This window comes from Lysobacter sp. P5_B9 (assembly GCF_054049835.1).
Genome location: NZ_JBFULP010000010.1, coordinates 12,635 through 30,013, shown reverse-complemented (window position 1 = coordinate 30,013; position 17,379 = coordinate 12,635). Strand labels below are relative to the sequence as shown.

Below are 17,379 nucleotides of genomic sequence, written 5' to 3'. Positions count from 1 at the left end.
TGATGGAACTCGCAATCAATAACAGCACCAAGACGGTGTCGGTTTCCGACGCGATCTTCGGCCGCGAATTCAGCGAAGACCTGGTCCATCAGGTGGTCGTTGCCTACCGCAACGCCGGTCGCGCTGGCACCAAGGCACAGAAGACCCGTTCGGAAGTCAACGGCACGACCAAGAAGTCGAAGAAGCAGAAGGGCGGCGGTGCGCGTCACGGCGCGCTGACGGCTCCGATCTTCGTCGGCGGCGGCGTGACCTTCGCGGCCAAGCCGCGCAGCTTCGCGCAGAAGGTCAACCGCAAGATGTATCGCGCCGCGATCGCCGCGATCCTGTCCGAGCTGAACCGCCAGGGCCGGATCATGGTCGTCGAATCGTTCGACGTCGACGCACCGAAGACCTCGGGCCTGATCGCCAAGCTCAAGGGCCTGGAAGTCGGCAAGCGTCCGCTGATCGTTACCGAAGACGCCACCGAGAACCTGTATCTCTCGGCACGCAACCTGCCGTACGTCGAAGTGCGTGACGTCCAGGGCCTGGATCCGGTAGCCCTCGTCGGCGCCGACTCGGTCGTGGTCACCGCCGACGCTGTCAAGAAGATCGAGGAGTGGCTGGCATGAACGACGCCAAGCTCTACAACATCATCCGCGCACCGCTCGTGTCCGAAAAGACCGCGCGCCTGCAGGAAGTTTCCAACAAATACGTCTTCGAAGTCGCGACGGACGCTACCAAGGCAGACATCAAGTCGGCCATTGAGAAGCTTTTCGCGGTCAAGGTCGAAGCGGTCAACGTCGTGAACGTGAAGGGCAAGAACAAGGCCTTCAAGTTCCGCATGGGCCGCCGCGCCGATTCGCGCAAGGCGTACGTGACGCTGGCCGAAGGCCAGTCGATCGACGTGATGGCCACGGCCTGAGGATAGATTCATGGCATTGATGACTTTCAAGCCCACCTCACCCGGCCGCCGCAGCGCGGTCCGCGTGGTGACGCCGGGCCTGCACAAGGGCGCGCCGCACGCGGCCCTCGTTGAGGCCAAGAGCAAGACCGGTGGCCGCAACCACCACGGTCGAATCACCACCCGTCACATCGGTGGTGGTCACAAGCAGCATTACCGCATCATCGACTTCAAGCGCGACAAGGTCGGCATCCCCGCCCGCGTCGAGCGCATTGAATACGATCCGAACCGCACCGCGCACATCGCACTGCTGTGCTACGTCGACGGCGAGCGTCGTTACATCATCGCGCCGAAGGGCCTGAAGGATGGCGACCAGGTGATCGCGGGCCGCGAAGCCCCGATCCGCGTCGGCAACACGCTGCCGCTGACCAACATCCCGGTGGGCACCACCGTGTGCTGCGTCGAGATGAAGCCGGGCAAGGGCGCCCAGCTGGCCCGCGCGGCCGGCGCCAGCGCCTATCTGGTCGCTCGCGAGCAGGGCTACGCCACGCTGCGTCTTCGCTCCGGCGAAATGCGCAAGGTGCCGGTCGAATGCGCCGCCACGATTGGTGAAGTCGGCAACGACGAACACAACCTCGAGAAGCTCGGCAAGGCCGGTGCGAAGCGCTGGCGCGGCATCAAGCCGACCGTCCGCGGTGCGGCCATGAACCCGGTCGACCACCCGCACGGTGGTGGTGAAGCCAAGGCCGGTCAGGGCAACCCGCACCCGGTCACCCCGTGGGGCGTGCCGACCAAGGGTTACAAGACGCGCAAGAACAAGCGCACCTCGCAGTTCATCGTGCGCGATCGTAGGAGCTAATCGGCCATGGCACGTTCCCTCAAGAAAGGTCCGTTCGTCGACCACCACCTCCTCAAGAAGGTGGAGACGGCCGGTAGCAACAAGAAGCCGATCAAGACCTGGTCGCGCCGTTCGATGATCCTGCCGGACATGGTGGGTTTCACGATCGCCGTCCACAACGGCAAGAACCACATCCCCGTGCTGGTCAACGAGAACATGGTTGGCCACAAGCTTGGCGAATTCGCCCTGACCCGTACGTTCAAGGGTCACGGCGGCGACAAGAAGTCGGGCAAGTAAGGAGATGACAATGGAAGCGAAAGCCATCCTGCGCAGCGCGCGCATCTCCGCCCAGAAGGCCCGCCTGGTCGCCGACCAGGTCCGTGGCCTGTCGGCCGAGCGCGCAGTGAACCTGCTGAAGTTCTCGGACAAGAAGGCAGCCGCGATGATCCGCAAGGTCGTCGAGTCCGCCATCGCCAACGCCGAGAACAACCAGGGCGCCGACGTCGACGACCTCCGCGTCAAGACCATCACGGTGGACGAGGGTCCCTCGCTGAAGCGCTTCATGGCGCGTGCGAAGGGCCGCGGCACCCGTATCCTCAAGCGCACCAGCCACATCACTGTGGTTGTGGGCGCGGGCAAGTAAGGCGGAGCATAGATATGGGTCACAAAGTACATCCGACCGGCATCCGCCTGGGCATCTCCAAGGACTGGACGTCGAAGTGGTTCGCTGGCAAGAAGCAATACGCCTCGTTCCTGGCGGCCGACCTCAAGGTTCGCGAGATGCTGCGCAAGAAGCTTGCACAGGCTGGCATCTCCAAGATCCTGATCGAGCGTCCGGCCAACAACGCGCGCGTCACGATCCACACCGCCCGTCCGGGCGTGGTGATCGGCAAGCGTGGCGAGGACATCGAGAAGCTGCGTAAGGAAGTCAGCGATGTGATGGGCGTTCCGGCGCACATCAACGTCACCGAAGTCCGCAAGCCCGAACTGGACGCACAGCTGGTCGCCGAGTCGATCGCGCAGCAGCTGGAGCGCCGCATCATGTTCCGCCGTGCGATGAAGCGCGCGGTCGGCAATGCGATGCGCCTGGGCGCGCTGGGCATCAAGGTGAACGTCGCCGGCCGTCTCAATGGCGCCGAAATCGCGCGTTCGGAGTGGTACCGCGAAGGTCGCGTGCCGCTGCACACGCTGCGTGCCGACATCGACTACGGCTTCGCAGAAGCCAAGACGACCTACGGCATCATCGGTATCAAGGTATGGGTCTACAAGGGCGAGATCTTCGATTTCTCCCAGGTTGGCCAGGAAAAGCAGGACGACACGCCGCGCGCTGAGCGTGGTGACCGTCCGGACCGTGGCGACCGCAAGGATCGCAACGATCGTCCCGGTCGTGGCCGTCCGGCCCGCGAAGCGAGGTAATTGACCATGTTGCAACCCAAGCGAACCAAGTATCGCAAGATGCACAAGGGCCGTAACGACGGTCTGAGCTGGAGCGCGAACGCCGTCAGCTTCGGCGAGTACGGCCTCAAGTCGACCGCGACCGGTCAGCTGACCGCGCGCCAGATCGAGGCTGCACGTCGTTCCATCAGCCGCTACGTCAAGCGCGGCGGCAAGATGTGGATCCGCGTGTTCCCCGACAAGCCGATCACCAAGAAGCCGATCGAAGTCCGAATGGGCTCCGGTAAGGGCAACGTCGAGTATTGGGTCGCCCAGATCCAGCCCGGCCGCATGATCTACGAGATCGAAGGTGTGGACGAAGCCACGGCGCGCGAAGCGTTCCGTCTGGCCGCGGCCAAGCTCTCGGTCACCACCACTTTCGTGACCCGTACGGTGCGCTAATGGAACTGAAAGAACTCCGCGCGAAGTCGGCCGACGAGCTGAAGGCCCACCTGGCCGCGCTGCACAAGGAGACGTTTGCTCTCCGCATGCAGAAGGCTACCGGCCAGCTCGCCAAGACCCACGAAGCCCGCCGCGTGCGCCGCGAGATTGCTCGCGTCAACACGCTGCTCGGGCAGAAGAAGTAAGGACCCGCAGTCATGACCGACAACAAAACAGAGAAGGCGCTGCGCACGGTAGAAGGCCGGGTCGTTAGCAACAAGATGGACAAGACGGTGACGGTGCTCGTCGAGCGCCAGGTCAAGCACGCGCTGTACGGTAAGTACATCCGCCGCTCGACCAAGCTGCACGCCCACGACGCCGACAACTCGTGCAACGAGGGCGACATCGTCCGCGTGGCCGAATGCGCACCGCTGTCCAAGACCAAGAACTGGCGCGTGGTGACGATCGTCACCCGTGCGGCCGAATAAGAGGAGGGCTGAATCATGATCCAGATGCAGAGCTACCTCGACGTGGCTGACAACTCGGGTGCCAAGGAAGTGATGTGCATCAAGGTGCTGGGCGGCTCCAAGCGCCGTTACGCCGGCATCGGCGACATCATCAAGGTCACCGTGAAGGACGCGATCCCGCGTGGCAAGGTCAAGAAGGGCGACGTCTATGACGCCGTCGTGGTCCGCACCCGCAAAGGCGTCCGTCGCCCGGATGGTTCGCTGATCCGCTTCGACGGCAATGCCGCCGTGCTCCTGAACAACAAGCAGGAACCGATCGGTACCCGCATCTTCGGGCCAGTAACCCGCGAGCTGCGTACCGAGAAGTTCATGAAGATCGTCTCGCTGGCACCTGAAGTGCTCTGAGCGGAGGAATTGAGATGAACCGTATCCGCAAGGGCGACCAGGTTGTCGTCATCGCCGGCAAGGACAAGGGCAAGAAGGGTGATGTGATCCGCGTGGCCGGCGACAAGATCGTCGTGTCCAACATCAACATCATCAAGCGCCACACCAAGCCGAACCCGCAGGCCGGCCAGCCCGGCGGCGTGATCGAGCGCGAAGCGCCGATCCACATTTCCAACGTGATGCTGTTCAACCCTGCCTCGGGCAAGGGCGAACGCGTTGCCTTCAAGGTGCTGGAGGATGGACGCAAATTGCGTGTGTTCCGCTCCAGCGGCGAGGCTATCTGACATGAACACCCGTCTTGAAAAGTTCTACAAGGACGAAGTCGTCCCGGCCCTGACCAAGAAGTTCGGTTACACGAACCCGATGGAAGTGCCGCGCCTGACCAAGATCACGATCAACATGGGCGTCGGCGAAGCCGCCACGAACAAGAAGATCCTGGAAAACGCCGTCGCCGACCTGACCAAGATCGCGGGCCAGAAGCCGATCGTGACGAAGAGCCGCGTGTCGGTGGCTTCGTTCAAGATCCGTGACGGCTGGCCGATCGGCTGCAAGGTCACGCTGCGCCGCGCCCAGATGTTCGAGTTCCTCGATCGCCTGATCAACGTTTCGCTGCCGCGCGTCCGCGACTTCCGTGGCGTGTCGGGCCGTTCGTTCGACGGCCGTGGCAACTACAACATGGGTGTGAAGGAACAGATCATCTTCCCGGAAATCGACTTCGACGCCGTCGACGCGATCCGCGGCATGGATATCGCCATCACCACCACCGCCAAGACCGACGCCGAAGCCAAGGCGCTGCTCGAAGCGTTCCGCTTCCCGTTCCGTAACTGATTTCGAGAGACATAGATCATGGCCAAGACCTCAATGATCAACCGCGAAATCAAGCGGAAGAAGTTGAACAAGCAGCACGGCGCGAAGCGCGAAGCGCTGAAGAAGATCATCTCCAGCCTGACCGCGTCGTACGAAGAGAAGATCGAAGCCGCGACCAAGCTGCAGAAGCTGCCGCGCGACTCCTCCGAGAGCCGCCAGCGCAACCGCTGCGAACTGTCGGGCCGCTCGCGCGGCGTCTACCGCAAGTTCGGCCTCGGCCGCAACATGCTGCGCAAGGCGACCATGAACGGCGACGTTCCGGGCCTGCGCAAGGCGTCCTGGTAAGCAGCAGTAAAAAAGCCGGGAAGTCTGCTAGACTTGCCGGCTGCTCCAACGCCCGGCCCGGCTATTCAGCCCGGCTGGGCGTCACAACTGAAGTATTCGCAATCCTGCGGATATCGGTGCACTCATAGGTGACTTTTAATGAGCATGACTGATCCCATCGCCGACATGCTGGTCCGCATCAAGAATGCGGCCGCTGTTCGGAAGCAGACGGTGAAGATGCCGTCGTCCAAGATCAAGACTGCGATCGCCACCGTCCTGAAGGACGAGGGCTATATCGCTGATTTTCGCGTGACCCAGGATGGCGCCAAGGCCCAGCTGGAAGTCGTGCTGAAGTATTTCGAAGGCAAGCCCGTCATCGAGCGCCTCGAGCGCTACTCGCGTTCCGGCCTGCGCCAGTACCGCGGCAAGGACGCGCTGCCGAAGGTTCTCGGTGGCCTCGGCGTCGCCATCATTTCCACCTCCAAGGGCATCATGACCGATGCGCAGGCGCGCCAGCAGGGCGTCGGCGGTGAAGTCCTGTGCTTCGTGGCCTAACGGGAGCCCACTGACATGTCTCGTGTAGCCAAGAAGCCGGTCGCCCTCCCGAAGGGTGTCGAAGTCAACGTCGCCGCCGACAGCATCAGTGCCAAGGGCCCGAAGGGCACCCTGAGCATCGCGAAGCCGGCCGGGATCGAACTCAAGGTCGAAGACGGCAATGCCCTGTTCTCGACCGAAAACGCGGAGCAGATCGCCCTCACCGGCACCCTGCGCGCGATCCTCGCCAACATGGTGAAGGGCGTCTCCGAAGGCTTCGAGCGCAAGCTCGAGCTGGTGGGCGTCGGTTATCGCGCCGCCATGCAGGGCAAGGATCTGAATCTGTCGCTGGGTTTCTCGCACCCGGTGCTGTTCCAGACGCCGGAAGGCATCACCATCGCCACCCCGACGCAGACCGAAATCCTGGTCTCCGGAGCGGACAAGCAGCGCGTCGGTGAAGTCGCCGCCAAGATCCGTGGCTTCCGTCCGCCGGAGCCCTATAAGGGCAAGGGTGTGAAGTACGCCGGTGAAGTCATCATTCGCAAGGAAGCCAAGAAGGCCTAATCGGTCTTCAGCTTTCGAGGAACCAGATCATGAGCATCAAGAACAACGCCCGTCTGCGCCGCGCCAAATCGACCCGCGCGCACATCCGCGACCTCGGCGTGCCGCGCCTGACGGTGCTGCGCACCGGCCAGCATCTGTACGCCCAGGTGTTCACCGCCGACGGCTCCAAGGTCCTGGCCGCCGCCTCGACCGTGCAGGCCGACGTCAAGGACGGCTTGAAGAGCAGCAAGAACACCGACGCTGCCGCCAAGGTCGGTCGCGCCATCGCCGAGAAGGCCAAGGCCGCGGGCGTCGAGAAGGTCGCATTCGACCGTTCTGGCTACCGCTACCACGGCCGCATCAAGGCGCTGGCCGATGCCGCGCGCGACGGCGGTCTGCAGTTCTGATTTGCTGTAGGGGAGGGTTGACCAGCTTCGCTGTTGGAAGCCTGCCCGCCCACGGGTTGAAAGTGCGAGTGACGGCAGCCATCCATGGCGAGACGTCACGTGCCTTCGGATCGTCCGGCCCGGCCATCCATGGCCGGGCGTTCGCCAAGGCGGCGCGGCAATGCCGCACCAAGCGCACCTTGACCCAACCTGCCGATGCGGGCCGCATCGGGCGCCATGCCGGATTGCCGGTATGGCGAAACGCCCGAAGTACTCAACAACGATAAGCGGCCACGCCGCAAATCCTTCAACTACCGAGTAATCGAAATGGCAGAAGAACAACGTGCACCGCGGGGCCGCGATCGCGATCGCAACCGCGAAGAAGTCGATGACGGCATGATCGAGAAGCTGATCGCGGTCAATCGCGTCAGCAAGACCGTCAAGGGCGGCCGCCAGTTCACCTTCACCGCGCTGACGGTTGTGGGCGACGGCAATGGCAAGGTCGGTTTCGGTTACGGCAAGGCACGCGAAGTGCCGGTCGCGATCCAGAAGTCGATGGAATACGCCCGCAAGAGCTTCGTCAATGTCGACCTGAACAACGGCACCCTGTGGCATGCGGTGAAGTCCGGCCACGGCGCGGCGCGCGTGTTCATGCAGCCGGCTTCCGAAGGTACCGGCGTGATCGCCGGTGGCGCGATGCGCGCCGTGCTGGAAGCGGTTGGCGTCAAGAACGTGCTGGCCAAGGCCGTCGGTTCGCGCAACCCGATCAACCTGGTGCGCGCCACCCTGCGTGGCCTGGGCGAAATGCATTCGCCGGCCAAGATCGCAGCCAAGCGCGGCAAGAAGGTGGAGGACCTGAACCATGGCTAAGAAGGAAGCGGCAGCTGCCGGCACCGTCAAGGTGCGCCTGGTCAAGGGTCTGCGTGGCACCCAGTCCCGTCACCGTCTGTCGGTGAAGGCGCTGGGCCTGAACAAGCTCAACGATGTGCGTGAACTGAAGGACAGCCCGTCTGTGCGCGGCCTGATCAATCAGCTCCACTACCTCGTTCGCGTCGAGGAGTAATCAACATGCGTCTCAACACTCTGCAACCCGCTGACGGTGCGCGCACCGATCGCAAGCGCGTCGGTCGCGGCATCGGTTCGGGCCTGGGCAAGACCGCCGGCCGCGGCCACAAGGGCTCGTTCGCTCGTTCGGGCAAGGGCAAGATCAAGGCTGGCTTCGAAGGCGGCCAGATGCCCATGCAGCGTCGCCTCCCGAAGGTCGGCTTCCGTTCGCTGATCAAGAAGGACACGGCCGAAGTCCTGCTGTACGCGCTGGACAAGCTCGCCGCCGGTGACATCGACCTGGCCGCCCTGAAGGCAGCCAAGCTCGTGCCGCCGAACGCCAAGCAGGCCAAGATCGTGAAGAAGGGCGAGCTCACCAAGAAGTTCGTGCTCAAGGGCGTGCTGGCTACGGCCGGTGCGAAGGCCGCGATCGAAGCGGCTGGCGGCAAGGTCTCGGCGGAGTAATCCACGAATGGCGAAGAGCAGCAACGCAGCGGCCGGCCTCGGCGGCGGTCTCGGAAAGTTCACCGAGCTCCGTCAACGCCTGCTGTTCGTCGTCGGCGCCCTGATGGTCTACCGCATCGGTTGCTACATCCCGGTGCCGGGCGTCAATCCGGATGCCATGCTGGAACTGATGAAGACCCAGCAGGGCACCATCGTGGACATGTTCAACATGTTCTCCGGTGGCGCCCTGCATCGCTTCAGTCTGTTCGCGCTGAACGTGATGCCGTACATCTCGGCATCCATCATCGTGCAGCTGCTGACGCAGATCGTGCCGAGCCTGAAGGCCATCCAGAAGGAAGGCGAGTCGGGTCGTCGCAAGATCAACCAGTGGTCCCGCATGGGTGCGATTCCGTTGGCCGTGTTCCAGGCCTGGGGGATTGCAACTGCGCTGCAAAGCGGCGGCGCCGCCCAGGGCATTCCGGTGGTCTACAACCCCGGCCCGGGTTTCATCCTGACTGCGGTGATCGCGCTGACCGCGGGCACCATGTTCCTGATGTGGCTCGGCGAGCAGGTGACCGAGCGCGGCATCGGCAACGGCGTGTCGCTGATCATTTTCTCCGGCATCGTCGCTGGTCTGCCGGCTGCGGTCATCGGCATGTTCGAGCAGATCCGCAACGGCGACATGAACGCGCTGGCGGCGATCGTCATTGCCGCGCTGGTGCTGGGCTTCACCTACCTGGTGGTGTTCGTTGAGCGCGGGCAACGGCGGATCACGGTCAATTACGCGCGGCGCCAAGGCGGCCGAAGCGCGTACATGAACCAGTCCTCGTTCCTGCCGCTCAAGCTCAATATGGCGGGCGTGATCCCGCCGATCTTCGCCTCGAGCATCGTGATGTTCCCGGCGACGGCCGCGGCGTGGTTCAGCCAGAGCAGTTCCGCGACGTGGCTGCAGAAGGTCGCGCAGATGCTCAATTCGGGCCAGCCGCTGCACATGATCCTGTATGCGGCGCTGATCATCGGTTTCGCGTTCTTCTACACCGCGCTGGTGTTCAACTCGCAGGAAACCGCCGACAACCTGAAGAAGTCGGGCGCGCTGATCCCTGGCATCCGTCCTGGCAAGGCCACTGCCGACTACGTCGACGGCGTGCTGACCCGCCTGACGGCCGCCGGTGCCATTTACCTGGTAATCGTCTGCCTGTTGCCGGAAATCATGCGCACGCAGCTCGGTACCTCGTTCTATTTCGGCGGCACGTCGCTGCTGATCGTGGTGGTGGTGGTGATGGACTTCATTGCGCAGATCCAGGCGCACCTGATGTCGCACCAGTACGAGAGCCTGCTGAAGAAGGCGAACCTCAAGGGTTCGCGCAGCGGACTCGGCCGTTAAGCAAGACAAGGCGGTTCCGGCCTGGCCGGGACCGATTGGTGGCCAGGGTGAATCCTGGCCGCAACGAATCCCGGGATAGACCCCGGGATTCAGATGGGCGACTCGGGCGGCGTCTCGCGCACGAGTGGTTCCGGGCCTTTCGCGCGCCAGAGTAGCGCGCGGGGCCGGACAAGGCGGAGCTCCCACCAGGGCGCCCCGTCCGGTTCGGCCAGTCCGGGGCTGTCGCCGGAGCATGGGCACACTCCCCATGCCGGGTAGTGCGACTTCGGTCGCAGTGCTTCCAAGTAACCCGAGACCCTGCTAAAATTTCTTGTTCACTCCGCCGGGTTTATTCCCCGGCCGTCAAACCAGTTGGAGAATCGCGTCATGGCGCGTATTGCTGGCGTCAACCTGCCTGCCCAGAAGCACGTCTGGGTCGGGCTGCAAAGCATCTACGGCATTGGCCGTACCCGTTCGAAGCAGGTCTGTGAATCGGCCGGGGTCACCCTGTCGACCAAGATCCGCGACCTGTCGGAACCGGAAGTCGAGCGCCTGCGTGGCGAGATCGCGAAGTTCGTGGTCGAAGGCGACCTGCGTCGTGAGATCGGCATGTCGATCAAGCGTCTGATGGACCTGGGCTGCTACCGCGGCCTGCGTCACCGTCGCGGCCTGCCGCTGCGTGGTCAGCGCACCCGTACCAATGCACGTACCCGCAAGGGTCCGCGCAAGGCCATCAAGAAGTAAGGGGTAGACAACCATGGCCAAGCCGGCTGCTGCTGCCAAGACCAAGAAGAAGATCAAGCGAGTCGTCACCGACGGCATCGCCCACGTCCACGCTTCTTTCAACAACACCATCATCACGATCACCGACCGCCAGGGCAACGCGCTCTCGTGGGCGACTTCGGGCGGCGCGGGTTTCCGCGGTTCGCGTAAGTCGACCCCGTTTGCCGCGCAGGTTGCCGCGGAAAAGGCCGGCCGTGCTGCGCTCGACTACGGCGTCAAGTCGCTGGAAGTGCGCATCAAGGGCCCGGGCCCCGGTCGCGAGTCCGCCGTTCGTTCTCTGAACAACGTCGGCTACAAGATCGTAAACATCATCGACGTCACGCCGATCCCGCACAACGGCTGCCGTCCGCCCAAAAAGCGTCGCGTCTGAGGAGCTGAAGACACATGGCTCGTTATATTGGTCCCAAGTGCAAGCTCTCCCGTCGTGAAGGCGCCGACCTCTCGCTGAAGTCGCCCGTCCGCGCTCTCGACTCGAAGTGCAAGCTCGAACAAAAACCTGGCCAGCATGGCCCGACTGCCCGCAAGGGCAAGCTGTCGGACTACGCGACCCAGTTGCGTGAGAAGCAGAAGGTCAAGCGCATCTACGGCTTGCTGGAGCGTCAGTTCCGCAACTACTACAAGAAGGCCTCGAACAAGAAGGGCAACACGGGTGAGAACCTGCTGCAGCTCCTCGAGACCCGTCTTGACAACGTCATCTACCGCATGGGCTTCGCTGTGACCCGTCCGGCCGCTCGCCAGCTGGTCTCGCACCGCGGCGTCACGGTCAACGGCAAGTCGGTCAACCTGCCGTCTTACCAGGTCAAGGCCGGCGACGCGATCGCCCTGTCGGAACGCGCACAGAAGCAGCTGCGCGTGCAGGAATCCCTGGGCGTCGCCGCCCAGATGGACCTGTCGCCGTCGTGGGTCGAAGTGGATGCCAAGAAGTTCGCTGGTGTGTTCAAGGCCGTGCCGGATCGTTCCGACCTGCCGAGCGACATCAACGAAGCGCTGATCGTCGAGTTGTACTCGAAGTAAGGACGGCCGCGACCCGCAAGGGTCGCTCCCGCCAAAACCCAGGCTGGTGCGCCCTGCGCACCGGCCTCTCCCTCGAACAGAGGGAGCTCCAAAAGCCTCAGCCGACGTCGTTACCCCCACAACGAACGAAGGCATTGCAGGAGAACGCAACAACATGACGGTTACCGCAAACCAGGTACTACGCCCGCGTGGTCCCCAGATCGAACGCATCTCCGGCCACCGCGCCAAGGTCGTGATCGAGCCGCTTGAACGCGGTTACGGCCACACCCTCGGCAACGCGCTTCGCCGCGTGCTGCTGTCCTCGATCCCCGGCTTCGCGATCACCGAAGTCGAGATCGACGGCGTGCTCCACGAGTACACCACGGTCGAAGGCCTCGAAGAGGACGTGCTGGAAGTCCTCCTCAACCTCAAGGACGTCGCCATCCGCATGCACACCGGTGACAGCTCCATGCTGTCGCTGAGCAAGCAGGGTCCCGGCATCGTCACCGCTGCCGACATCAAGACCGACCACAACGTCGAGATCCTCAATCCGGAGCACGTGATCGCGCACCTGACCAAGGACACTGCGCTGAACATGCGTCTGAAGATCGAACGCGGTTTCGGCTACCAGCCGGCTGCCGCGCGTCGTCGTCCGGATGAGGAAACCCGCACGATCGGTCGCCTGATGCTGGATGCGTCGTTCTCGCCGGTCCGTCGTGTTGCCTACGCCGTGGAAGCCGCGCGCGTCGAACAGCGTACCGACCTCGACAAGCTGGTTCTGGACATCGAAACCAACGGCACGATCGACGCCGAGGAAGCCGTGCGCACCGCCGCCGACATCCTCAGCGACCAGCTGTCGGTGTTCGGTGACTTCACCCACCGCGACCGCGGTGCTGCCAAGCCGCAGACCGGTGGCGTGGATCCGATCCTGCTGCGTCCGATCGACGATCTCGAACTGACCGTGCGTTCGGCCAACTGCCTCAAGGCCGAGAGCATCTACTACGTCGGCGATCTGATCCAGAAGACCGAAGTCGAGCTGCTCAAGACGCCGAACCTCGGCAAGAAGTCGCTCACCGAGATCAAGGAAGTCCTCGCCCAGCGTGGTCTTTCGCTCGGCATGAAGCTCGAGAACTGGCCGCCGGCCGGTATCGCTTCGCACGGGATGATGGGCTAAGAGCAATAAGCGATCCCCGTCCCCGGACGGGGATCGTGCAACACCAGTCGACGGACCAGAAGGTTCGCGACACGCCGGTCAGGGAAAAGATCGGTTCGGACCATCCGCAGTCCAAGTTCCAACGCCACGATGGCGACAGCGAAATCCAATAGTTCCAACATTCATCAGGAATCAAAGCCATGCGCCACCAGAAATCCGGACGTGCCCTCAGCCGCACCACTGCCCATCGCGAAGCGATGTTCAGCAACATGGCTGCCTCGCTGATCAAGCACGGCCTCATCCGCACCACCCTGCCGAAGGCCAAGGAGCTGCGCCGCGTCGCCGAGCCGCTCATCACCCTCGCCAAGGTCGATGGCGTCGCCAACCGTCGTCTTGCCTTCTCGCGCCTGCGCGACAAGGAAGCCGTGGGCACGCTGTTCACGACCCTCGGTCCGCGTTACCAGGCTCGCCCGGGCGGCTACCTGCGCATCCTCAAGTGCGGCTTCCGCGCTGGCGACAATGCGCCGATGGCCTACGTCGAGCTGGTCGACCGTCCTGAAGCCGCGCAGTAATCCGCTTCGGGTGCCGCCTCGCGCGGTGTGAGTCGCTGCAGTATTCGATCGCGAAAGCTCTGGCCCCCGGCCGGAGCTTTCGTCTTTTCGGGGGTCGTAAATTCCCCGCCGCTGGTTCGGTTCGATTCCCGCGCGGTGGAACCGGGACAACGCGGCCGTTGTCTTTGCATGGATCTGGCCAACCGCTAAGGTAGCGACATGATCAATCCTTTCCGCGCTTCGTTCCGCATCCAGTTCCTGCTGGGTTTCCTGGCCTGTGCCGGGATGCTTGCCTATGCGTTCCATACGCAGTTCCGCGATGTGAACCCGCTCAATCCGTGCCCGCTGTGCATCTTCCAGCGCATCGCGTTCTTCTCGCTGGGCGTGGTGTTCCTGCTCGGTGCGCTGCATGGTCCTGCGCAGCGGGGCTGGCGCCGCGTCTATGGCGTCCTGGCCCTGATCGCTGCGGGGGTCGGCATCGCGGTGGCCGGCCGCCATGTCTGGATCACCCATCTGCCCGCCGACCAGGTGCCCAGCTGCGGCGCGCCGTTCGAGTTCATGCGCCAGACCATGGGGCCGATGAAACTCATCCAGAAAGTGATGACCGGTTCGGGCGAATGCGCGAAGGTCGACTGGACGTTTCTGGGCCTGTCGATGCCGGCATGGAGCCTGCTTTGCCTGATCCTGCTGGCGCTGTGGGCGGGCTACGCCGCATTCCGTCGCCGCTGATCGCACGCCGTGCAGGTGCGGCGTTTCCCATGCAGAATTTCCCATGCAGAAACGGAATCAGCGGTTGCCCCTGCAACCGTTGCAGCGCCCGCATTTACGGCGGATGATGCAAGTTCGCTGCACCGCAGCACCTTCTCGTTTCCAGTGCCATGTCCGCTTCCGATCGCAATCTCCGCGCCGTCAACCTGCCGACCGAGTGGTCGCCGGCAAGCTGGCGCAGAAAGGTTGCATTGCAGATGCCGACGTATCCGGACGCCGCCGCGCTCGAGGGCGTGCTGCAGGAAATGCATGCGCTGCCGCCACTGGTGACATCGTGGGAAATCCTGGCGCTGCAGAAGCAGATCGCCGAGGCGCAGGAAGGCAAGCGCTTCCTGCTGCAGGGTGGCGATTGTGCGGAGGTCTTCGAGGGCTGCACGCCGGAGGTGATTTCCAACCGGCTGAAGGTGCTGCTGCAGATGAGCCTGGTGCTCGTGCATGGCTTGCGTTTGCCGGTAGTGCGCGTGGGACGTTTCGCCGGCCAGTATGCGAAGCCGCGTTCGACCGACACGGAAACGCGTGATGGCGTGACGCTGCCGAGTTACCGCGGCGACATCATCAACGGACCGGATTTCACCGAGGAGGCGCGCGTTCCCGACCCGCGGCGCATGGTGAAGGCGCATGCGCGCTCGGCGATGACGATGAACTTCATCCGCGCGCTGATCGATGGCGGCTTCGCCGACCTCCACCATCCCGAATACTGGAACCTGAGCTGGGTCGGTCACTCGCCACTCGCGGACGAGTACCAGCGCATGGTCGACGGCGTGGGCGATGCGGTGCGCTTCATGGAAACGCTGTCCGGCAGCGAGGTGCACAACCTCAACCGGGTCGACTTCTACACCTCACACGAAGCGCTGCTGCTTCCCTACGAGGAATCGCAGACGCGGCAGGTGCCGCGGCAATGGGGCTGGTTCAACCTCAGCACCCATTTCCCGTGGATCGGCATGCGCACCGCGCAGCTCGATGGCGCCCACATCGAATACTTCCGCGGCATCCGCAATCCGATCGGCCTGAAGGTCGGGCCGTCGGCGACGGTGGACCAGTTGCTGCGCGTGATCGATGTGCTCAACCCCAACGACGAGGCCGGCCGCCTGACACTGATCCACCGCATGGGCGCCGCCCACGTGGCGGAGAAACTGCCGGCACTGCTTGAAGCGGTCAAGCGCGAAGGCCGCCGCGTGCTGTGGATCTGCGATCCGATGCACGGCAACACCGAAAGCACCAGCAACGGCTACAAGACGCGCCGCTTCCGCAACATCCGCAGCGAGCTGGAGCAGGCTTTCGACCTGCATGGCGCGGCAGGCACGCGCCTGGGCGGCGTGCACCTGGAACTGACTGGCGAAGACGTGACCGAGTGCCTCGGCGGCGCGCGCGAGCTTACCGAGAGCGATCTGGAGCGCGCCTACCGTTCCACCGTCGATCCGCGCCTCAACTACGAGCAGGCGCTGGAAATCGCGATGCTGATCGTGCGCAAGCAGGCCCAGCTGGCGCGGTTGGAATAGCTACCTCGCGGCTCTGGCCGTCGGGGAATTGAGGGCCGGCAGGGTGGCAAGGAACCGTGGCCGTTTGCGTGCCTTCGTCGCCTGTTCGAAGGAGTAACCGAGTTCGAGCAGTCGTGGCTCGCTCCACGCCGTGCCCATGAAGACGATGCCCAACGGCAGTCCGCGCGATTCGCCCATGGGCACGCTCAGGCTGGGATAGCCCGCCACCGCGGCGGCGTCGGAGCCTGCACCCATGTGGGGATCGCCATTGGTCATGTCGGCCAACCACGCGGCGCCGGCCGCCGGTGCGACCAGCGCATCCAGTTGCTGCGCCTGCAGGGCCGCATCGATGCCCTGCACGCCGGCCAGCCGGCGGATCGTGCTGCGCGCGTCGAGGTAGACCGGATCGCTCAGTGGGGTCTTCGCGTCGGCCTGCTCGAACAATTCCTGGCCGAAGTAGCTGAGTTCGTCGCCGGCATGGCGTTTGTTGAAGTCGATGAGCTCGGCGAGCGTGCGCACCGGTGCGTCATGGCTTTCCAGGTAATGCTCGAGGCCGGCCTTGAATTCCCAGGTGAGCACGTCGAGTTCACCCGCTTGCCACTGCCCGTCGGTGGGGATCTGGGCATCGACCACGAGGGCGCCTGCGCGCCGCATCGCGGCGATGGCCCGTTCCATCGCGGCATCGACGACCGGGTTGGCCCCCATCTTCTGTCGCAGCACGCCGATGCGTGCACCGCGCAGGCCGTCGACCTTGAGGTGCAGCGGGTAGTCGAAAACCGCATGCCCGACGCTGTTGGCGGTGACCGCGTCGCCTTCGTCACGCCCGACCATGGCCGCAAGCAGATAGGCCGCATCGGAAACGCTGCGTGCCATCGGACCGGCGGTGTCCTGGCTGCGGGAGATCGGAATGATGCCGTCGCGGCTGACCAGGCCCACGGTCGGCTTCAGGCCGACCAGGCCGGTGACCGCAGCGGGGCAGATGATGCTGCCGTCGGTTTCGGTGCCGATGCCCGCGGTGGCCAGGTTGGCGGCGATCGCGCTCGCAGTGCCGGAACTGGAGCCGCAGGCGCTGCGGTCAAGCACGTAAGGATTGCGTGTCAGCCCACCGCGTGCGCTCCATCCGGAGGTCGAATGCGGCGAGCGGAAGTTCGCCCATTCGCTGAGGTTGGCCTTGCCGAGGATCACCGCGCCGGCCGCACGCAGCCGCGCGACGACGAATGCGTCGCGCCCGGGCTTGTGGTTTGCCAGCGCCAGCGAGCCGGCGGAATTCACCATGGGCGTGGCATCGATGTTGTCCTTGAGCAGCACCGGGATGCCGTGCAGCGGACCGCGGACGCGACCTGCCTTTCTCTCCGCATCGCGCGCGTCGGCTTCCTTGAGCGCGAGGGGATTGAGTTCGATCACCGCGTTGAGGGTTGGCCCGGCGTCGTCGATGGCGGCGATGCGATCGAGATAGGCACGCGTGAGTGCATGGCTGCTCAGTTCGCCGCGGTCCATTCGCGCGGACAGATCGCCGATGCCGGCTTCGGCGAAGGCGAAATCGGTGGGGGACGTGGCTTCCGGCCGGACCGCGTCTCCGTCGGCGGAGGTCATCAGGTCCCTGATCCGGTCGCAGGCGCCCAGCGCGACGATCACGGCAACAGACAATGCGGCGGCGCGCACGCCATGGCCGCCGCGGATTCGGCTCAACACGGACATTGCATTTTCCCCTTGCCGCGGCATGGCGCGGGCCCCGTTCAGCATCACCGCGGACGGGCGTGCAGA

At 64.2% G+C, this 17,379-nt stretch carries 28 protein-coding genes; 27 read left to right on the top strand and 1 reads right to left on the bottom strand.

Annotated elements, in window-relative coordinates:
• Positions 1-2 precede the first annotated feature (2 nt).
• The 27 genes from rplD to ACXJJ9_RS16265 all read left to right on the top strand — a co-directional run bounded on the left by rplD (position 3) and on the right by ACXJJ9_RS16265 (position 15,636).
• Positions 3-608 carry a 50S ribosomal protein L4 gene (gene rplD, locus ACXJJ9_RS16395; RefSeq protein WP_310053776.1) on the top strand — a complete coding sequence of 202 codons (606 nt, stop codon included), beginning with the start codon at positions 3-5 and terminating at the stop codon, positions 606-608.
• The gene (gene rplW, locus ACXJJ9_RS16390) at positions 605-901 is read left to right on the top strand and encodes a 50S ribosomal protein L23 (protein WP_310053775.1); all 297 of its coding nucleotides are present in this window, start codon (positions 605-607) and stop codon (positions 899-901) included. Before rplD ends, rplW begins: the two co-directional genes overlap by 4 nt.
• 10 nt (positions 902-911) lie before the next feature.
• Positions 912-1,739 carry a 50S ribosomal protein L2 gene (gene rplB / locus ACXJJ9_RS16385; RefSeq protein WP_310053774.1) on the top strand — a complete coding sequence of 276 codons (828 nt, stop codon included), beginning with the start codon at positions 912-914 and terminating at the stop codon, positions 1,737-1,739.
• 6 nt (positions 1,740-1,745) lie between these two features.
• On the top strand, positions 1,746-2,015 hold the full coding sequence (rpsS, locus tag ACXJJ9_RS16380) for a 30S ribosomal protein S19 (protein WP_310053773.1): 270 nt from the start codon (positions 1,746-1,748) through the stop codon (positions 2,013-2,015).
• A 10-nt stretch (positions 2,016-2,025) separates the two neighbouring features.
• The gene (gene rplV / locus ACXJJ9_RS16375; protein ID WP_200610756.1) at positions 2,026-2,361 is read left to right on the top strand and encodes a 50S ribosomal protein L22; all 336 of its coding nucleotides are present in this window, start codon (positions 2,026-2,028) and stop codon (positions 2,359-2,361) included.
• Between the two features lie 14 nt (positions 2,362-2,375).
• A complete protein-coding gene (gene rpsC, locus ACXJJ9_RS16370) occupies positions 2,376-3,134 on the top strand; it encodes a 30S ribosomal protein S3 (RefSeq protein ID WP_457098168.1) in 759 nt (252 codons plus the stop codon).
• Positions 3,135-3,140: 6 nt separating this feature from the next.
• Positions 3,141-3,554, top strand: a complete 414-nt coding sequence (gene rplP / locus ACXJJ9_RS16365) for a 50S ribosomal protein L16 (RefSeq protein ID WP_056136011.1) — start codon at positions 3,141-3,143, stop codon at positions 3,552-3,554.
• Positions 3,554-3,739: a 50S ribosomal protein L29 gene (rpmC, locus tag ACXJJ9_RS16360; RefSeq protein WP_310053771.1), complete on the top strand. Its 186-nt coding sequence runs from the start codon at positions 3,554-3,556 to the stop codon at positions 3,737-3,739. Before rplP ends, rpmC begins: the two co-directional genes overlap by 1 nt.
• Before the next feature lie 12 nt (positions 3,740-3,751).
• The gene (rpsQ, locus tag ACXJJ9_RS16355) at positions 3,752-4,021 is read left to right on the top strand and encodes a 30S ribosomal protein S17 (RefSeq protein ID WP_310053770.1); all 270 of its coding nucleotides are present in this window, start codon (positions 3,752-3,754) and stop codon (positions 4,019-4,021) included.
• 15 nt (positions 4,022-4,036) lie between these two features.
• Positions 4,037-4,405: a 50S ribosomal protein L14 gene (gene rplN / locus ACXJJ9_RS16350; RefSeq protein WP_056136003.1), complete on the top strand. Its 369-nt coding sequence runs from the start codon at positions 4,037-4,039 to the stop codon at positions 4,403-4,405.
• A 14-nt stretch (positions 4,406-4,419) separates the two neighbouring features.
• Entirely contained in the window at positions 4,420-4,728 is a 309-nt protein-coding gene (gene rplX, locus ACXJJ9_RS16345; RefSeq protein WP_056135999.1) for a 50S ribosomal protein L24, read from the top strand.
• 1 nt (position 4,729) lies between these two features.
• The gene (gene rplE, locus ACXJJ9_RS16340) at positions 4,730-5,272 is read left to right on the top strand and encodes a 50S ribosomal protein L5 (RefSeq protein ID WP_310053769.1); all 543 of its coding nucleotides are present in this window, start codon (positions 4,730-4,732) and stop codon (positions 5,270-5,272) included.
• An 18-nt stretch (positions 5,273-5,290) separates the two neighbouring features.
• Complete coding sequence (gene rpsN / locus ACXJJ9_RS16335; protein ID WP_310053768.1) at positions 5,291-5,596, top strand: 30S ribosomal protein S14; 306 nt, start codon at positions 5,291-5,293, stop codon at positions 5,594-5,596.
• Positions 5,597-5,734: 138 nt separating this feature from the next.
• Complete coding sequence (gene rpsH, locus ACXJJ9_RS16330; RefSeq protein ID WP_310053767.1) at positions 5,735-6,130, top strand: 30S ribosomal protein S8; 396 nt, start codon at positions 5,735-5,737, stop codon at positions 6,128-6,130.
• A gap of 15 nt (positions 6,131-6,145) precedes the next feature.
• The gene (rplF, locus tag ACXJJ9_RS16325) at positions 6,146-6,673 is read left to right on the top strand and encodes a 50S ribosomal protein L6 (RefSeq protein WP_457098167.1); all 528 of its coding nucleotides are present in this window, start codon (positions 6,146-6,148) and stop codon (positions 6,671-6,673) included.
• Between the two features lie 29 nt (positions 6,674-6,702).
• Positions 6,703-7,059, top strand: coding sequence for a 50S ribosomal protein L18 (gene rplR, locus ACXJJ9_RS16320; protein WP_457098166.1), 357 nt, complete (start codon positions 6,703-6,705; stop codon positions 7,057-7,059).
• A gap of 306 nt (positions 7,060-7,365) precedes the next feature.
• A complete protein-coding gene (rpsE, locus tag ACXJJ9_RS16315) occupies positions 7,366-7,908 on the top strand; it encodes a 30S ribosomal protein S5 (RefSeq protein WP_310053764.1) in 543 nt (180 codons plus the stop codon).
• Positions 7,901-8,101, top strand: coding sequence for a 50S ribosomal protein L30 (rpmD, locus tag ACXJJ9_RS16310; RefSeq protein ID WP_386750769.1), 201 nt, complete (start codon positions 7,901-7,903; stop codon positions 8,099-8,101). Before rpsE ends, rpmD begins: the two co-directional genes overlap by 8 nt.
• On the top strand, positions 8,101-8,547 hold the full coding sequence (gene rplO, locus ACXJJ9_RS16305; protein ID WP_310053899.1) for a 50S ribosomal protein L15: 447 nt from the start codon (positions 8,101-8,103) through the stop codon (positions 8,545-8,547). The genes rpmD and rplO overlap by 1 nt, the downstream gene beginning before the upstream one ends.
• Before the next feature lie 7 nt (positions 8,548-8,554).
• Positions 8,555-9,910: a preprotein translocase subunit SecY gene (secY, locus tag ACXJJ9_RS16300; RefSeq protein ID WP_457098165.1), complete on the top strand. Its 1,356-nt coding sequence runs from the start codon at positions 8,555-8,557 to the stop codon at positions 9,908-9,910.
• Positions 9,911-10,276: 366 nt separating this feature from the next.
• Entirely contained in the window at positions 10,277-10,633 is a 357-nt protein-coding gene (rpsM, locus tag ACXJJ9_RS16295) for a 30S ribosomal protein S13 (RefSeq protein WP_310053761.1), read from the top strand.
• 13 nt (positions 10,634-10,646) lie between these two features.
• Positions 10,647-11,042, top strand: coding sequence for a 30S ribosomal protein S11 (rpsK, locus tag ACXJJ9_RS16290; protein ID WP_056135964.1), 396 nt, complete (start codon positions 10,647-10,649; stop codon positions 11,040-11,042).
• A 14-nt stretch (positions 11,043-11,056) separates the two neighbouring features.
• On the top strand, positions 11,057-11,686 hold the full coding sequence (rpsD, locus tag ACXJJ9_RS16285) for a 30S ribosomal protein S4 (RefSeq protein ID WP_310053760.1): 630 nt from the start codon (positions 11,057-11,059) through the stop codon (positions 11,684-11,686).
• 154 nt (positions 11,687-11,840) lie between these two features.
• Positions 11,841-12,839 carry a DNA-directed RNA polymerase subunit alpha gene (locus ACXJJ9_RS16280; protein ID WP_310053759.1) on the top strand — a complete coding sequence of 333 codons (999 nt, stop codon included), beginning with the start codon at positions 11,841-11,843 and terminating at the stop codon, positions 12,837-12,839.
• A gap of 179 nt (positions 12,840-13,018) precedes the next feature.
• Positions 13,019-13,390 carry a 50S ribosomal protein L17 gene (gene rplQ / locus ACXJJ9_RS16275; RefSeq protein ID WP_310053758.1) on the top strand — a complete coding sequence of 124 codons (372 nt, stop codon included), beginning with the start codon at positions 13,019-13,021 and terminating at the stop codon, positions 13,388-13,390.
• Between the two features lie 201 nt (positions 13,391-13,591).
• Positions 13,592-14,098 (top strand): disulfide bond formation protein B, encoded by a 507-nt coding sequence (locus tag ACXJJ9_RS16270; RefSeq protein WP_457098175.1) that lies wholly within the window; start codon positions 13,592-13,594, stop codon positions 14,096-14,098.
• A 149-nt stretch (positions 14,099-14,247) separates the two neighbouring features.
• Positions 14,248-15,636 carry a class II 3-deoxy-7-phosphoheptulonate synthase gene (locus ACXJJ9_RS16265; protein WP_457098164.1) on the top strand — a complete coding sequence of 463 codons (1,389 nt, stop codon included), beginning with the start codon at positions 14,248-14,250 and terminating at the stop codon, positions 15,634-15,636.
• Here the strand turns inward: ACXJJ9_RS16265 and ACXJJ9_RS16260 are convergent, their stop codons facing one another.
• Complete coding sequence (locus ACXJJ9_RS16260; RefSeq protein WP_457098174.1) at positions 15,637-17,262, bottom strand: amidase; 1,626 nt, start codon at positions 17,260-17,262, stop codon at positions 15,637-15,639.
• Positions 17,263-17,379 lie beyond the last annotated feature (117 nt).

Bases quoted from the DNA above. Each gene is read 5' to 3' on its own strand.
- rplD (WP_310053776.1), top strand. From the start codon at position 3: ATGGAACTCGCAATCAATAACAGCACCAAGACGGTGTCGGTTTCCGAC.
- rplW (WP_310053775.1), top strand. From the start codon at position 605: ATGAACGACGCCAAGCTCTACAACATCATCCGCGCACCGCTCGTGTCC.
- rplB (WP_310053774.1), top strand. From the start codon at position 912: ATGGCATTGATGACTTTCAAGCCCACCTCACCCGGCCGCCGCAGCGCG.
- rpsS (WP_310053773.1), top strand. From the start codon at position 1,746: ATGGCACGTTCCCTCAAGAAAGGTCCGTTCGTCGACCACCACCTCCTC.
- rplV (WP_200610756.1), top strand. From the start codon at position 2,026: ATGGAAGCGAAAGCCATCCTGCGCAGCGCGCGCATCTCCGCCCAGAAG.
- rpsC (WP_457098168.1), top strand. From the start codon at position 2,376: ATGGGTCACAAAGTACATCCGACCGGCATCCGCCTGGGCATCTCCAAG.
- rplP (WP_056136011.1), top strand. From the start codon at position 3,141: ATGTTGCAACCCAAGCGAACCAAGTATCGCAAGATGCACAAGGGCCGT.
- rpmC (WP_310053771.1), top strand. From the start codon at position 3,554: ATGGAACTGAAAGAACTCCGCGCGAAGTCGGCCGACGAGCTGAAGGCC.
- rpsQ (WP_310053770.1), top strand. From the start codon at position 3,752: ATGACCGACAACAAAACAGAGAAGGCGCTGCGCACGGTAGAAGGCCGG.
- rplN (WP_056136003.1), top strand. From the start codon at position 4,037: ATGATCCAGATGCAGAGCTACCTCGACGTGGCTGACAACTCGGGTGCC.
- rplX (WP_056135999.1), top strand. From the start codon at position 4,420: ATGAACCGTATCCGCAAGGGCGACCAGGTTGTCGTCATCGCCGGCAAG.
- rplE (WP_310053769.1), top strand. From the start codon at position 4,730: ATGAACACCCGTCTTGAAAAGTTCTACAAGGACGAAGTCGTCCCGGCC.
- rpsN (WP_310053768.1), top strand. From the start codon at position 5,291: ATGGCCAAGACCTCAATGATCAACCGCGAAATCAAGCGGAAGAAGTTG.
- rpsH (WP_310053767.1), top strand. From the start codon at position 5,735: ATGAGCATGACTGATCCCATCGCCGACATGCTGGTCCGCATCAAGAAT.
- rplF (WP_457098167.1), top strand. From the start codon at position 6,146: ATGTCTCGTGTAGCCAAGAAGCCGGTCGCCCTCCCGAAGGGTGTCGAA.
- rplR (WP_457098166.1), top strand. From the start codon at position 6,703: ATGAGCATCAAGAACAACGCCCGTCTGCGCCGCGCCAAATCGACCCGC.
- rpsE (WP_310053764.1), top strand. From the start codon at position 7,366: ATGGCAGAAGAACAACGTGCACCGCGGGGCCGCGATCGCGATCGCAAC.
- rpmD (WP_386750769.1), top strand. From the start codon at position 7,901: ATGGCTAAGAAGGAAGCGGCAGCTGCCGGCACCGTCAAGGTGCGCCTG.
- secY (WP_457098165.1), top strand. From the start codon at position 8,555: ATGGCGAAGAGCAGCAACGCAGCGGCCGGCCTCGGCGGCGGTCTCGGA.
- rpsM (WP_310053761.1), top strand. From the start codon at position 10,277: ATGGCGCGTATTGCTGGCGTCAACCTGCCTGCCCAGAAGCACGTCTGG.
- rpsK (WP_056135964.1), top strand. From the start codon at position 10,647: ATGGCCAAGCCGGCTGCTGCTGCCAAGACCAAGAAGAAGATCAAGCGA.
- rpsD (WP_310053760.1), top strand. From the start codon at position 11,057: ATGGCTCGTTATATTGGTCCCAAGTGCAAGCTCTCCCGTCGTGAAGGC.
- ACXJJ9_RS16280 (WP_310053759.1), top strand. From the start codon at position 11,841: ATGACGGTTACCGCAAACCAGGTACTACGCCCGCGTGGTCCCCAGATC.
- rplQ (WP_310053758.1), top strand. From the start codon at position 13,019: ATGCGCCACCAGAAATCCGGACGTGCCCTCAGCCGCACCACTGCCCAT.
- ACXJJ9_RS16265 (WP_457098164.1), top strand. From the start codon at position 14,248: ATGTCCGCTTCCGATCGCAATCTCCGCGCCGTCAACCTGCCGACCGAG.